We start from the raw sequence: 13,901 nt of genomic DNA, 5'->3' as shown, positions 1-13,901 counted from the left end.
CGTGTTCCGGCCGGTGCCAAACCCCGCTCCGATCGTGGCAAATTCCGCTGCGGCCGGTGTCAATCGCGTTCCAATTGGGGCAAACCGCGTTCCGATGGATGGGCATTTCCGCAGGAAATGATTCACCCCGAAACCGCCTAGCCCCGTAACTGTCGGCTCATTGCGACGTCTGAGCGCGCGATAATGGCACATAAGTTTTCGCAAGCTCCCCACGTTGGCGACGATGCGGCTGGACAATAGGCTATCGGATAACGAAGTATGACATGTTCACGCTCCACTTTCCACATGACGCCCCCATGCCTGAACGCTGTAATGACTGAACCCCTCGATCCTCTGATGCGCTTGATGCAAACGCTCGCCGAACGTGCCGAAACGCGTCCTTCGGGTTCCTACACCACCAAACTGATGGAGGGGGGCGCGGCGAAGATTGGCCAGAAGGTTCGGGAAGAGGCGGAAGAACTGATTGAAGCCGCGTTGGAGACGGGAGACACGGGCCGCGCACATTTTGTTTACGAGGCTGCCGATCTCGTCTACCACACCCTTGTGCTGTTGGCGTGGAAAGGGGTCGACCTCACCGAGGTTGCTGCCGAATTGGCACGGCGTGAAGGGACATCGGGGCTGGTCGAGAAGGCGAGCCGAAAAACGAATCACAACTCAAGCGAAAAGTAGTACACCTTGGAAACAGAGAAGCATCTTCGCATTGGATTGCCAAGCAAAGGACGTTTGTGCGATGTCGCCACCGATTTGTTGACCCAGGCGGGCTTGCAATTTCGCCGCCAATCGCGTGGCTTGTTCGCACGGGTCCGTGGGCTGCCGATCGATCTGGTCTTTCTTCGAACCGACGACATTCCGACCCTTTGTGCCGAGGGAGCTATCGACATGGGGATCACCGGTAGTGACTTGGTCGAAGAAGCAGCTGCCGACGTGCAGTTGCGAATGAAATTGGGGGTGGGGCGTTGCCGCTTGGCGGTTTGTATCCCTGAGGATGCGCCCATCAAGACGGCCTCGCAACTGGACTCCAAACGGATTGCCACCAGTTTTCCGACGATCACCGAACGCTATTTGGCGGGCCATGGAGCGGAAGCCCATTTGGTATCGTTGACCGGTAGCGTTGAAGTCATGATTCAACTCGGGGTCGCCGACGCGATTGTCGATTTGGTCGAAACGGGCAGCACGTTGGCCGCGAACCGACTTCGGATTCTCGATGAGATCGGATTCTATGAGACCGTCTTGATTCAAAATGACCATTGCCGCGACCAAGTGACGGCCGACCGCGTGGTACGCCGTCTTGAGGGCGTGGTGATTGCCCGTGATTACTCGCTGCTAGAATACAACGTTCCGCGAACCAAGTTGGCCGAAGCAGAACAGATCACGCCAGGTTTTGATTCGCCCACCGTCAATGCACTCGAGGATGATGCGTGGTGCAGTGTCCGTGTGATGGTAAAACGCAAAGAGGTGATTGACGCGATGGAAAAGCTTGAGATTCTAGGTGCCTCGGCTATCTTTGAGACGACGCTTTCCAATTGCCGCCTTTGAGGCCTGATTGCCGCCTTGGAAGGATTGCCTTACGAGATTGCCGCGATTGACAAACTTATGATTGAGGATTTGATGACTAACTCCGAAGAATTGCCGATCCAAATTGATGTCCCTACCGTGGCCAAGATGCTCCGTCGTGGTGACAACTTTCTATTGCTCGACGTTCGTGAATCGAGTGAATATGCGATCGCCAAGATCAACGGCAGCACGCTGGTTCCCATGAGCGAATTGGCGGGAAGAGCGGCGGAGCTCGACCCTCATCAAGATCGGTTGATCGTTGTGCACTGCCACCACGGCGGACGCAGTTTGCAAGTCACCCACGCACTCAAAGCGAGCGGCTTCAGGAAGGTCCAAAACATGGAGGGTGGCATCGATCAGTGGAGTCTACAGATCGATTCATCCGTGCCACGTTATTGATCTGAGTGAAGTGCGTCGCTTGGGTGATGTCAGCGCCCCCGTTGGAGCTCAGGTTTGGCAAAGCATTCTTGACACCTCAGCCCCCTCAAAAACAGGTCCTGCTAACTGAGCAACCTATTGACGGCGTTGATCAGGCGATCCATTGGGAACGGTTTGCGAATGTAGTCGCTGACTCCTAGCAATTCAGCGTAAGCCTTGTGCCGACTTCCCTCGTTTCCGGTAATCATGATCACGGGAAGTGGTTCGTCGCGGACACGCCGCAGTTTTTCGAGAACCAGGAAACCACTGCGTTTGGGCATCATCATGTCCAAGATCATCAAGTCGGGGTTCTCGCGTTCCGCCAAGGCCAAGCCTTGGTTTCCATCTCGGGCGACGATGACCTGGTGACCTTCGCCTTCGAGTGCATAGCGAACCGAATCGATGATCTCGAAATCATCGTCAACAATCAAGACTTTCTTGGCAGCATCAATCGGCTGCGAAGACGATTCGTTCTTGGGCTGACTTTCATCGCGAGTCATCGTTACTCATCTAAACAAAGGGGGGAGGGGCGTTCGGTGAGTCGAGCAACATGGATCGTCTGCACGTTGCTTAGTGTACAGCGTTTGATTCCGTGAAGGAATCACAGGTCAAAGGAAAGCGCGCGTCGAAGCGGTCGACGTCGGCCTTGATGCCGCTCTCGAGCCAATGGAATGCGGTTGCAGACGCCGCTCACCCCATGGAAAGGCAACATTTCTAATTGTGCGAAAACTGTGTCGGAGAGGTCGCCCAACTCTGATTGGACTGATTCTGCTCGTTCGGAATCATGCTGCTCATGATCCATTCGTTCAAATCGGCCAACGCAATGGTGGTCATCTCATCATCACCGGCGTATTGTCGGACTTCAAGTTTCGCGCGAATCATCATTGCGGTACGCAAGTCGCGATCTAGCTTGGTGCGACAGAAATTTGGTCCTTCGTTGGCCCATTGCCAAAGCATCGGCAAACGGCGGTCTCGGAGCAGTTGCAGATTCGCAAGCGAACGGCACCCGCGCGGCAAATGCCCGCCCAGCGAAACGACACCCGCAAATCGCTGCGGATCACGCAAAGCGATCTGCATCGCCATCGTGCCGCCACTCTGGTAGCCCGCCAACACCACTCGCGACCGATGAATCGAGAAGCGATCGGTCGCTTCGTCGATGGCTGTCAACACATGCTCGTGAGCGGCTTGAACCGACGCAGCACTTTGTCGCCATTCGTAGCAATACCCAGCAGAATCGGTTGCATGACTCGCTCGTGTGCCAACTGCGACAAAATTACGCAGGCTGATGTGCGGTATCACTTGCTTGACTTGGTTTTCGTTGTACCCATCACTGTGCAGCCAAATCAATAACGGGTACTGGTAATTTGCCTCGTAGTGCAGCGGAACGAAGAAGGAGTGTTGTAAAGCAAAGCCCGATGATGAGGCCGGGTGACCACATCCGCTCGCGTCCTCATCGCTAAAGTCGTCCTCGCCCCATGCGTGTTGAAACGAAAGATCGTTGATCAGAGGGTCGTCAAAAGCCGGGGAATCGCTAGAGAATGGCTTCGGTTTTGAATCAGATTGAGAAAGGGGGGAAGTTGGAGAGGGGCCCCAAGTTTCAGTCGGATCAAAACGATTCATGGCGCGGCCGGAAAATAAGAAGTGCCATGCGAGCAACCGCCACACGTGCCGGGATAGACGCTAGAAAACGGGGTGCGTATTCCGACACAAACGTAGCGATCGAAGCGTGAGATGAATAGGACTAACCTACGCGCAGCAGCGCGTAGGTGTCAACGTGAATGCCTGTCCGTGATGGAAAAGAAATCGAAACATCGACTAGGACGATAGCAATTGATCCATCGCGGCGACCAAGTCCTTGACGGCACTCACACTGTGCTGGAATGCTGCCGTTTCCTTTTCGGTCAACTGCAGCTCGATGATCTTTTCAACACCACCGCTGCCCATCACGACGGGGACGCCGACGTAATAACCACCGACGCTGTATTCGCTATCGCACAAGGCGGCGACAGGAATGACCCGTTTCTTGTCCTTGACAACCGCTTCTGCCATTTGTGCACAGGCAGCAGCCGGCGCGTAATAGGCGCTTCCGGTCTTTAGCAGCGAGACGATTTCAGCCCCGCCCTTGCGAGTCCGATCGACGATTTCTTCCAATCGTTTTTCTTCAATCAGTTGCGTTACGGGAATCCCGCCGACACTGGTACAACTTGGCATCGGTACCATCGTGTCACCGTGGCCACCCATCAACAATGCACTGATGTCTTCGACGCTGACGCCAAGTTCCATCGCCAAGAAGGCTCGGTAACGAGCGGTGTCCAGAACGCCAGCTTGGCCGCAAACGCGAGCAGAATCGAAACCGGTGACCTTCCACATTTGTTGAACCATCGCGTCGAGCGGATTGCTGACGACGATCACCACGGCATTAGGGCTGGATTCTTTGATTTGTCCAGCAACACTGGTGATAATTTTCGCATTCGTGCCGAGTAGGTCATCGCGGCTCATGCCAGGCTTGCGAGGAATGCCGGCGGTGACGACGACCACGTCGCTGTCGGCCGTGTCGTCGTAGCTGGTCGTACCGACGATATTGGAATCGAAGCCCATGATCGGAGATGCTTGCATTAAGTCAAGCGCCTTGCCGGCTGGCATGTCCTCGGTTTGAGGGATGTCCAACAGAACAATGTCACCTAATTCGGCAGCCGCGCACCAATGTGCACAAGTGGCTCCAACGTTTCCTGCTCCAATGATCGATATCTTTGCTCGACGCATCTTGTCTTGCTCACTCTGAATGTTGGGAATCGAAAGTAGTTTCATCCGTCACTTTGTCGAACAAAGTGACCTGGGCCCTATCGTCTCGCAACGGCCCACGGGGTCAAGTGGACACCGGCAAAAAACCGCGCGGGGCATCGCACGGCTCGGCCGCTATTCGGACCGCGAATCCAGTTCGTTTTGCTCAGGCAATTGCAGGTGTTCGGCTTCGTGTTGCTTGCGAATTCGCTGCACTTCACGATCGCGACGTGCGACAATAAAGCTCCAAACCAGCAGCCCTAGGACGGCAATCCCCGTCGCGAGGGCGGCGATCCAACCGATCATTCGAACGCCGATGGGGTCGGGATCCGTGACTTCGCGACTGTGGATTTCGGCAGCCATCAACAGCGGGCCAAATTGGTCTCCACCCCCAAATTGCCGCATGTACTCGCTCGAGTAACTCCAAAGCCGGAAAAAGAAACCGTCAACCGTCACCGGAATCGTCAGCTGCGTTACGACCGCATCGTCATTCTCCGGTTCACCGATCCGCTGCCGCAACCAGGCGGGCAACGTTTTGCAGACGATCGAGACGGGGTAGCGTTTTTCGAATAACGCAGGCTCTGCCCCCGAACCTTCGACCGGCGCGATCTTGACGACGACATTGCCCAGATCACCGATCGCGTCAATCTGATAGTAGTGGTCCGCACCGAGTTGCTCCTGCCGAACCGTATCTTGGACTTCGATTCGCGTCAGTTGAATCGTTTGCAAGTCGATTTGAATCCACTCGCCGGTAAAATCGGTTGGGCGACGGAGCAGGTCGACCGCGTTGATCGAAGCGGGCCGAGGCACTTGAATCCGTGGCGCCGTGTTGGATCCTTCGATCCCATCGGCGGCAACCAAAAGATCGTAGAAGATGGCCGTATCCTCGTGCGACAAGGGTTTGCGATTCCGTGCCGCTACGGCTGCTAAGTTTCCAAGATCGACGCCTTGCTGTGAGAGCAGCTGCCAACCGACGCGTCTGGGGGTCGCAGGCAGCCAAGTCACCCTCGGTGCGGCTACCGCTTGAAGGACTCCGTTTTGAGTACCGGCAATCATCATCGCCTTGCTCAAAACTCGATCGCCCGACTTAGCGGCGGTTGGCAACCCTGTCGTAAACAGGGTGATCGCTGGCCCGACGCCGACTGGATCTTGCTCAATCCTCAGCTCGATGATTCGGCCAAATTCCAAAAACTCAACGAGTTGCGGAGGGACGGCAATCGATCGAATGGACTGGATCACTCCCGCCACCATGACAACATCTCCTAGCACCCGTGCATCGCGTTGGGCGTCCGACTTGGCGATCTGATCCAATTTGCCGCTTGAGATTCGGTCGATCCGATAGAGCAGCTTGGCAAGTTCACCGATGGAATCCTCGTTGTCCGCAGGCCAAGTCTGCTTAATTCGTTCCGAATCGAACCCCAACAGCAAACGCAAGTCGCTTTCGCCGATCGCGTGCGTCGGGCCGACCAGGAGTATCAGCAGGGCAACAAGGATCTGCGTGTTGCGGTCGTTCCGCACGGTGGCAGTTGCCCGCCGATTTCTCCATCCACTCATGTTGCGACCTCACCATCGTTCTCGACTTCCAAGTCAATCAAAAAAGGACTTGGATCTTTGCGATTCGCTTCGCGCAGTTGTCGACTTTGCTTCGCTCGTACATGGGTTCGCCAGAACAGCCATCCCGCAACGCTCATTCCCAACAGTGCCGCAAGACTCACGACCCTCCAGATCCGCCAAGGTGAAGGCGACGCGGCGGAGGTTGGTGAGATAAGGGACATGGCGGTTGGCTCGGAAACAAGTCGCCCGACAATCACGGGAGCCAAATCGGCGCCAATGCTTGACCGGTAAGCCAAACGTTTCAGGAATCGGCCTTGGATCAACAGCTGGGGGCCATCGCTCAAGTTCGCATCGGCTTCGATCTTGGCGATGCGATCGGGAACTTTGGGGACAATCGCCAACAAAGGCCGATCGACACCCACATCGGGACGCATCCAGAGATGCCAATACGATCCAACACCAAACGTGTTGTTTGACGGCGGGATTTTCTCGGCTCGCACGACTCGACCATGGAACGAGACGAAGTGGTTGCGATACACATCCGGTTGCTGCAACAGTGGCAACACGCCCACCTTTCTTGATGCGGCCGCCACCCGTTCGTCTTTGGCTTCGTCCAAATACCGAAACAACGAATCACGATCATTGGCATTCCACACGCTCCCATCGACCACTCGTTCCGCAGCAAGTACATCGAGAGCCACGATCATAGCGCGGATGCGTTCCGAATCGATTGCCGAAGGTGCTTCCGCGCCGAGCTCGCTCGCGGCAAAGCGTTGCAACCAATCGCTCCACGAGTCTTGCGGTCGACTTGATCGGTCGTCGCGTGGCGAGAGTGGATGGATCCAACGGGTCGACAAGGTTCCATACGCTGCCTTTCCATACGCTGTCGTTCCTTTCGCAGTCGGGGGGGGACCACGCTGAGTATGAATCAAAGCCGCATGCCACGACGACTGCGCTTCCTCAGGAATCTGCGCCGCAAGGGTCTTCGCCTCTGCAGCCAGCTTCGGATCAAGCGGCAACGGAGGGAGCGTCGATGCACTCGATGGTTGGGTAAATCGATCGTTCGAACCGTTAGAACCGTCAGATCCAACCTGATGGTAGGACTTCGTCTTGGTCCCCGTATCGGGGAAGAACGTTTGATAGATTGCCGGGTTGGCAGCGTGTTGCATGACGACCAAGACCAACAGCATTGCCAAACCGTAGCGAAGCAACTGGCGATAGGCCGGAAGCGACTCCTTACGACGTCGCCGCCGGCTATAAAGGCTATCTTCGTTAAATTGAGAGGGAATTCTCATCGGATCGGGCCAACAAGGGCCGGCATATGCTTGAAGGAGCGAACGTGGCTCTTTAACCTAGAGGTTTGGGGACGCAACCAACACCTTATCGTCGGCGCCCTCTACGACAGAATAGCGTCTTTGCCGTCTTCGCGTCGAATCCCCCATGGCTGGCATGACGCGAATTCGACGTTTTTTCCGTGCGATCCACTCCTGCTCATCCCATGATGCACGACATGCTCCGACCCTTTTCAACCTTCGCGTTACACGTCCCGTGTTGGATGCCGGCGAGATGGAGCTTGGGGATTGTTTTGTTGTTCGTCTTGTTCGCGCAATCGGCGAGTGCGGAAGGGGAACCGGCGGAGGATTTTCTAAAATACCTGCGAGCGGCCGGGTACTTTGATACGGCGATCACCTATTTGGATCGGATCGATCAGTTTCCCAGCCAATACCCCGGGGTGTCCGAAACGCTTCGCGAGGCCATCGACCTCGAAAAGGCGCAAACCTACATCGACGCGGCGGTCGCGGCCAGAAGCGTGGAGGATCGCGACCAGTTTTTTGCCAGCGCGGAAACTTCGCTTGCCGATTTCCTAAAACAGGAAACCCACCCGCGTGTCTCCGAAGCCCGGCTCCAACTCGGAAAATTACAATTGGTGCGAGCCAACCAGTTGTTACTCTCGGGGGCCAGCGACCCCAAGAAGTCGCTCGCGCGGGACTCCTTCATTGCCGCTTCGCAGACATTTGACACCATCGTCGAGAACCTTCGCGGCAAGTTGAAGGAGATGCAGGGGCAAAAAATTGATGCCAACGCCGATCCGCAGGCCGCGGCACTTCGGACTCAGTACCGTGGTGATTTTCTCGATGCAAAACTGAATGCGGGCGAAGCACGAAGGTTGGCTGCATTGACGTACTCTGACCCTGCGACCGACGGCAAAACGTTGCTTGAAGAAGCGATCGCCGAGTTCAAAGACCTCAGCGATAACTACGATGGTTTCGTGACCGGAGCGATCGCGTTGTTGAACCTCGGTCAGTCTCAACAAGCGATCGGCGACGACCAAGCAGCGACCGACAGTTTTATGCGGCTGCTGGAAAAGCCCGATCTCGATCCGCTGCGTGACGCACGGTTCCAAGCGACCAGCGGATTGATCCAAATCGCTCTTGCCAAATCGCCACCCGACTACGATCCCGCAATCGGCCGAGGCAAAGCGATGCTTGCAGATCTACGCATGGACGAAAAAAAATCGCCAAGTGTGCTGCAGTTGAAACTTGATCTTGCAAAGGCCTATCTCGTTAAAGCAGACGATACAGCGAACACTAAAAGTGCCGAGCGAAAAACCGCGGAATCGGAAGGCCGCCAACTGCTCAATGACATTCAAAAGTTGCCCGGCAACCATGCCGCCGAGTCGGCAGAGCTTTTGCGTGGATTGGGTATTGAGGTGGATGATGTGGAGATGCCGAAGGCCGAGGATCCAAAAAGCCTTGAAGATGCGCTCGATTCGGCGAAAAAACTTCTTGAAATCAGCGAGAACGCTCAACAGGCACTCACGATTTTGTCACAACAAGGTGGCGATAGCTCGGAGATGCAATCGCAACGGCAAGAGTTCGCCAAGCAGATCCGCGATGCGAGATTGATTGCGATCCAGATCTTGCAGCGGGGCATCACGATGATTCATAGCGAGACCGATCGCGAGTCGCTGAATCAAGCCCGACAAATTCTTGCCTACTTGTTGTACCAAGAAGAACGATACCGTGATGCGGTTGTCGTCGGCAGTTTTTTGGCACGCACATCCCCAGGTACACAGATTGGCATGGAAGGAGGACTGCTCGCACTTCGCTCGTTCCAAAAGCTGTTGTCGGAGGTCCCCGAGGAATCGAATGGGAATTTGGTGGAACAAATCGAATTATTCGGTAATTTCTTGACCGAAGCGTGGCCAGGTGATCCTCAAGCCTCCGCTGCTCAGGGCATCATGATTCGGTTGGCTTTACGAAGAGATGATTGGGATCAGGCCCGAACGCTTATCGACAAGATGCCCGAGGGAGCCGAGCGAGCAACGTTTGATCGCCTGCTCGGTCGATTGTTGTGGAATGCCTTCATTGCCGCCCGTCAAGCGAAGCATGCGGAGGAGGCATCCGCTTTGTTGGCCAAAGCGGAAAACGCCCTGCGGTCGGGAATCGATGGGATCGCTGGCGAGAGGGCCGAAGCCGAAGGGATGCAGGCCGCATTGGTCTTGGCCAAGGTTTACTTGCGGCAAGGTGACAGCAAACGGGCGCTCGCTACTCTGGATGATCCGAAATACGGACCGATCAAATTGGCGGAAGCTTTGGCGGCAGACGACGATGCGTTTCGCGGTGATTTGGCGGCAACGGAGCTCAGCACCATCGTGGAGCGAATGACAAGCGAAGGTGGTGATCCCGATGCGTTGTTGAGCCGAGCGACTGCGGCGATGGAGAAACTGCAAAGGAGCTTTTCGGGAGCCGAGGGACAACAGCGTCTGAATCAAATCTATGTCGGCATGGCGAGGGGGCTTGAAGAAGAGTTGGAGACCGCGCCCGAGGCAAAGAAAGCGAAATTGATTGAAGCGTTTCGCGTGATTCTTAGCCGAATTGCCGAATCGAGTAAGGACCCGGCTACGTTGGAGTGGATCATGCAAACGCTGGTTCAATTAGGTGAGGCTGCGATGGCGCCGAATGATTCCAAAGCGACCGGCCAAGCGGCGGAACTCCTCAAGACAGCGGTTGCGACCTCCAAGCGGTTGGAAAAAGCATCCCAACAGGTACCCCTTTCGGTTCGCTTCCAGCTTGCGCGGTCCCAACGGTTGCTTGGCCAGTACAGAGATGCGATCGATTCGTACGAGAAAATCTTGCAGGAAAAGCCGACGATGCTCGACGCGCAGGTCGAAGCGGCGACCGCGTATGAAAAGTGGGCGGCCGAGTTGCAGCCGAAAGTGGCCGTTCGTGCTTACGAAGCAGCGCTCAACGGAGCCCGTCCCGGAGCGGACAACAAGCCTGTGATTTGGGGCTGGGGAAAAATCAGCCAATTGACCAGCCGCGACAAGAAGTTCGCGGAAGTCTTTTTCGATGCTCGTTACCACGTGGCGTTGTGCCGTTTCCTGTGGGGGCGGGCCGCCAAAGATACGAAAATCTTGAATCGTTCCGAATCCGACGTCACGCAAGTCGCCGCGTTGTATCCCGATCTCGGCAATCCGGCTCAACGAGCGAAGTTTGATTCGCTACTTCGTCAGATTCAAAAAGCGATCGGAAAACCTGTAACAGGCCTGCCGAAACCCAAAACCTAGGCTTTGAAGAAGCATGAGCAAACAACCCTTTTCTAAGATAACGATCACCGCGTTGTCGCTGGCAAGCCTGCTGGTCAACGCGAGTTCGGTCCGCGCTCAGAGTGATCGAGTCTATCCGTTGACCGGTTCGGCGATCATCGGTGCTGTGGCAAAAACCGACGCGCAAGGGATTCAAGTTAAGCGAGGCAGCAACACAACCAACTTGTTGGCTGGCGAGATCCGAAAAATCCTTTTCGAAGGAGACCCGTCTGCGTTAACCAAGGGACGTGAATTCGCACTCGATGGCCAACACGAAGAAGCTCTGAAGGAACTGAACGGTATCGATCTTGATTCGCTGCCACGGGAAGTCATCAAGGCGGATACAGAATTTTACAAGGCATTTAGCCAGAGCCAATTGGCGTTAGCCGGGCGCGGCGATAAGAAAGCAGCGGCCGCAGCCATGCTTGGCTTCGCATCCAAACACCGCGACTCGTGGCATTTCTATGAAGCTGCCAAAGTGGTCGGCGATCTGGCATTGTCACTCGGCAATACGAAAGACGCACTCAAGTTCTACGGTGCGCTTTCAAGAGCCCCAGCGGTGCCGACCCAGATCGAATCGGTTTATTGGACGGGCATGACCCATTTGGCTGCGAATGACATTGCCGCTGCGAACACCGAGTTTGACAAGATTCTCGTTTTGAAAGTCGATTCCGTTGCGGCGGCTCGGCTGCAATCGCTCGCAAAGGCTGGTAAAGCAACCGCGCTCGCCAAAAGTGATCAGGCCGATGAGGGGCTCGATTTGATTTCGGGGCTGGTCGCGGACATGAGTTCCTCCGACGTCGAAATGGCCGCCCGCGTCTACAATTCCCAGGGGGCGATTTACGAAGCCAAGGGGGATATTGAAGGAGCCATTTTGGCCTACCTCCATACGCATTTGATGTTTTCGAGTCAAAGTGATGCGCACGCAATCGCCTTGTCCAAATTGGTTGAATTATGGCCGAAAGTGGGTAAGCCACAGCGAGCGGCCGAAGCGCGTGACGAATTAAAACAACGGTACCCTGGATTTGGTTCCTAGAACGCCTGTTTTGTCCGATCAGAAACCGGGGCACCGGATGCTGACGCGCCGACGCGAAGTAGAGTATCTTATGAATTCGCTCAACAACCCCATTCGGACGCGAATGCGATCCGACGCACGCAATAAAAACACCTTTGCCCGCTACTTTCTCGGAGAGTTTCGTTGATGTTCGCTTCCTGCGGTTCCCTTCTGCGACGATCGGCCTTGATTGACCCGACACGCCGTCACTCGTTTCGCTTGATCATGATGGCGTTGATCGCGTCGTTGTTCGTTTCCGTATCGGCAATGGCTCAGGATGACGCGATGGAGGAGTTCGGCGTCGTTGACGAGCCCGCGGCGGCGGTCGACGCACCGCTCGATGACGGTGCCGCCGATGCGGGGGCTGCGGCGGACGGTGCGGTGCCGGCCAATGTCAAGAAAGACGAGAACCTGCTTGAATGGACCATCAATTCGCTTGGCTACGGGTACTTGTTTATTTTCTTAGCCCTGTCCATCACGTTGGTTTCCTTGTTTGTGATGAATGTTTTGGCGTCCCGCCGCGATGTGCTCTGTCCGCAAGAATTGATTGAGAATTTTGAAGACAAGCTTAACGAGAAACAGTTCCAAGAAGCCTATGACATGGCGCGAGCGGACGAATCGGTGCTCGGCAAAGTGTTGTCGGCCGGGCTCGCCAAATTGTCGCGAGGCTACAACAAGGCGCTCGAGGGGATGCAGGAAGTGGGGGAAGAGGAAAGCATGAAGCTTGAACACTTGCTTTCCTACATGGCCTTGATCGGCAATCTCAGTCCTATGATCGGGCTGTTCGGAACGGTGCATGGAATGATCTCCTCGTTCCAAAAGATTGCTCTTGGCGGCTCGACCCCGAACCCCTCGGAATTAGCCGAAGGCATCTCCTTGGCGTTGTTCACCACGCTGCTTGGGTTGGCGATCGCGATTCCCGCAATTGCGGCCTACAACGTACTGAGGAACCGAGTCTCGCGATTGTTGTTGGAAGTCGGCGTGTCGAGCGAGAACTTGATGAGCCGGTTTGAGGACGTTCAGCCTCAAGGAGCCAAAAAATAGATGCGTGTCAAATCGAAGAAGCCTGATTTGGCCGGTGGCGATCTGACGCCGATGATCGACATGACGTTCCAATTGATCGCATTCTTTATGGTGCTGATCAACTTCGCTCAAACGGAGGCGAATGATCGTGTCGTGTTGCCGAGTAGCCAATTGGTCAAACCACCCGAAGCTCCCTTGGATTACCCGATCATCTTGCATGTCGCCAAGGATGGCGAGGTCACCCTCGGTGGCGATGACTTTACGGTTGAAACGCTGCGGATTGGGCTGCAGCGTGAACTTTCGGTGATCAAGGCGGAAGGCAAAACCGCTGCCGATGCGAATGTCGTCATCCGAGCCCATCGCGACACGGCAATGGGGGATGTGCAAGAGGTGATCCGTGTTGCGCAAGACCAAAACTTGGTCAACTTTGCACTGCGTGTGAAGGAGGATCGATCGTGAAAATTCGTAATCGTGGTGAGATCGAAAAAAGCGAATTGAACATGACCAGCATGATTGATATCGTCTTTCTGCTGCTCGTGTTTTTTGTGATGACGTTTAAGATTGTCGAACTTGAGGGTGATTTCAGTGTCCGCATGCCGCTTGGCGAAAGTAGTGGGGTGATCGATCCAACGGATTTGCCACTCAAACTTCGCTTGCAGGCGGATGCCGATGGTCGGCTGGCGTCGATGTCGCTCAACGAGATTAGCCTGGGCACCGATTTTGAACAGTTGCAAGCCAATGTGATTTCGTTGATCGGAACCTCGGCACCGGTCGAAGGTGACGAAGGCCCCGAAATTGAAATCGATAGCGACTATAATTTGCGGTACGAAAACGTCATCGATGCGATCACCGCCGTCAGCGGCAGGAAGGATGGAAATCAGGTGGTCAAGCTGATTGAGAAGATCAAGTTTGCCAAGCCTCGCCGTTAGC

General features: G+C 55.3%; 13 protein-coding genes. 8 read left to right on the top strand and 5 right to left on the bottom strand.

Annotated features, from left to right (window positions below):
- Nucleotides 1-312: 312 nt before the first annotated feature.
- From Poly41_RS15060 to Poly41_RS15050, 3 genes are all read left to right on the top strand, one after another.
- On the top strand, nucleotides 313-669 hold the full coding sequence (locus tag Poly41_RS15060; protein ID WP_146527272.1) for a phosphoribosyl-ATP diphosphatase: 357 nt from the start codon (nucleotides 313-315) through the stop codon (nucleotides 667-669).
- Between the two features lie 6 nt (nucleotides 670-675).
- Entirely contained in the window at nucleotides 676-1,536 is an 861-nt protein-coding gene (gene hisG, locus Poly41_RS15055) for an ATP phosphoribosyltransferase (RefSeq protein WP_146527270.1), read from the top strand.
- Nucleotides 1,537-1,608: 72 nt separating this feature from the next.
- Complete coding sequence (locus tag Poly41_RS15050) at nucleotides 1,609-1,953, top strand: rhodanese-like domain-containing protein (RefSeq protein ID WP_146527268.1); 345 nt, start codon at nucleotides 1,609-1,611, stop codon at nucleotides 1,951-1,953.
- Between the two features lie 101 nt (nucleotides 1,954-2,054).
- Here Poly41_RS15050 and Poly41_RS15045 read toward each other — a convergent pair whose 3' ends face one another.
- The 5 genes from Poly41_RS15045 to Poly41_RS15025 all read right to left on the bottom strand — a co-directional run bounded on the left by Poly41_RS15045 (nucleotide 2,055) and on the right by Poly41_RS15025 (nucleotide 7,601).
- On the bottom strand, nucleotides 2,055-2,471 hold the full coding sequence (locus Poly41_RS15045; RefSeq protein WP_231615673.1) for a response regulator transcription factor: 417 nt from the start codon (nucleotides 2,469-2,471) through the stop codon (nucleotides 2,055-2,057).
- 214 nt (nucleotides 2,472-2,685) lie between these two features.
- Entirely contained in the window at nucleotides 2,686-3,591 is a 906-nt protein-coding gene (locus tag Poly41_RS15040; RefSeq protein ID WP_146527266.1) for an alpha/beta hydrolase, read from the bottom strand.
- 195 nt (nucleotides 3,592-3,786) lie between these two features.
- Nucleotides 3,787-4,734, bottom strand: a complete 948-nt coding sequence (gene mdh / locus Poly41_RS15035; RefSeq protein ID WP_146527894.1) for a malate dehydrogenase — start codon at nucleotides 4,732-4,734, stop codon at nucleotides 3,787-3,789.
- Between the two features lie 153 nt (nucleotides 4,735-4,887).
- Nucleotides 4,888-6,306: a hypothetical protein gene (locus Poly41_RS15030; protein ID WP_146527264.1), complete on the bottom strand. Its 1,419-nt coding sequence runs from the start codon at nucleotides 6,304-6,306 to the stop codon at nucleotides 4,888-4,890.
- Nucleotides 6,303-7,601, bottom strand: coding sequence for a hypothetical protein (locus tag Poly41_RS15025; protein ID WP_146527262.1), 1,299 nt, complete (start codon nucleotides 7,599-7,601; stop codon nucleotides 6,303-6,305). Before Poly41_RS15025 ends, Poly41_RS15030 begins: the two co-directional genes overlap by 4 nt.
- A 215-nt stretch (nucleotides 7,602-7,816) precedes the next feature.
- Here Poly41_RS15025 and Poly41_RS15020 point away from each other — a divergent pair, with 215 nt between their 5' ends.
- From Poly41_RS15020 to Poly41_RS15000, 5 genes are all read left to right on the top strand, one after another.
- Complete coding sequence (locus Poly41_RS15020) at nucleotides 7,817-10,876, top strand: tetratricopeptide repeat protein (protein ID WP_146527260.1); 3,060 nt, start codon at nucleotides 7,817-7,819, stop codon at nucleotides 10,874-10,876.
- A 13-nt stretch (nucleotides 10,877-10,889) separates the two neighbouring features.
- Entirely contained in the window at nucleotides 10,890-11,930 is a 1,041-nt protein-coding gene (locus Poly41_RS15015) for a YfgM family protein (RefSeq protein WP_146527258.1), read from the top strand.
- Between the two features lie 165 nt (nucleotides 11,931-12,095).
- Nucleotides 12,096-12,992: a MotA/TolQ/ExbB proton channel family protein gene (locus Poly41_RS15010; RefSeq protein WP_390621429.1), complete on the top strand. Its 897-nt coding sequence runs from the start codon at nucleotides 12,096-12,098 to the stop codon at nucleotides 12,990-12,992.
- A complete protein-coding gene (locus Poly41_RS15005; RefSeq protein ID WP_146527256.1) occupies nucleotides 12,993-13,430 on the top strand; it encodes an ExbD/TolR family protein in 438 nt (145 codons plus the stop codon). It begins immediately after the preceding gene.
- Nucleotides 13,427-13,900 (top strand): ExbD/TolR family protein, encoded by a 474-nt coding sequence (locus tag Poly41_RS15000; RefSeq protein WP_146527254.1) that lies wholly within the window; start codon nucleotides 13,427-13,429, stop codon nucleotides 13,898-13,900. The genes Poly41_RS15005 and Poly41_RS15000 overlap by 4 nt, the downstream gene beginning before the upstream one ends.
- The last annotated feature ends 1 nt before the right edge of the window (nucleotide 13,901 follow it).

The sequence above is a fragment of the Novipirellula artificiosorum genome (assembly GCF_007860135.1).
GTDB classification, from domain to species: Bacteria; Planctomycetota; Planctomycetia; order Pirellulales; family Pirellulaceae; genus Novipirellula_A; species Novipirellula_A artificiosorum.
Note: the sequence above shows the minus strand (reverse complement) of the source record. Positions and strands in the feature narration are given on the sequence as shown.

Coding starts and splice junctions, on each gene's coding strand:
- Poly41_RS15060 (WP_146527272.1), top strand. CDS start 313: ATGACTGAACCCCTCGATCCTCTGATGCGCTTGATGCAAACGCTCGCC.
- Poly41_RS15050 (WP_146527268.1), top strand. CDS start 1,609: ATGACTAACTCCGAAGAATTGCCGATCCAAATTGATGTCCCTACCGTG.
- Poly41_RS15045 (WP_231615673.1), bottom strand. CDS start 2,471: ATGACTCGCGATGAAAGTCAGCCCAAGAACGAATCGTCTTCGCAGCCG.
- Poly41_RS15040 (WP_146527266.1), bottom strand. CDS start 3,591: ATGAATCGTTTTGATCCGACTGAAACTTGGGGCCCCTCTCCAACTTCC.
- mdh (WP_146527894.1), bottom strand. CDS start 4,734: ATGCGTCGAGCAAAGATATCGATCATTGGAGCAGGAAACGTTGGAGCC.
- Poly41_RS15030 (WP_146527264.1), bottom strand. CDS start 6,306: ATGAGTGGATGGAGAAATCGGCGGGCAACTGCCACCGTGCGGAACGAC.
- Poly41_RS15025 (WP_146527262.1), bottom strand. CDS start 7,601: ATGAGAATTCCCTCTCAATTTAACGAAGATAGCCTTTATAGCCGGCGG.
- Poly41_RS15020 (WP_146527260.1), top strand. CDS start 7,817: ATGCTCCGACCCTTTTCAACCTTCGCGTTACACGTCCCGTGTTGGATG.
- Poly41_RS15015 (WP_146527258.1), top strand. CDS start 10,890: ATGAGCAAACAACCCTTTTCTAAGATAACGATCACCGCGTTGTCGCTG.
- Poly41_RS15010 (WP_390621429.1), top strand. CDS start 12,096: ATGTTCGCTTCCTGCGGTTCCCTTCTGCGACGATCGGCCTTGATTGAC.
- Poly41_RS15005 (WP_146527256.1), top strand. CDS start 12,993: ATGCGTGTCAAATCGAAGAAGCCTGATTTGGCCGGTGGCGATCTGACG.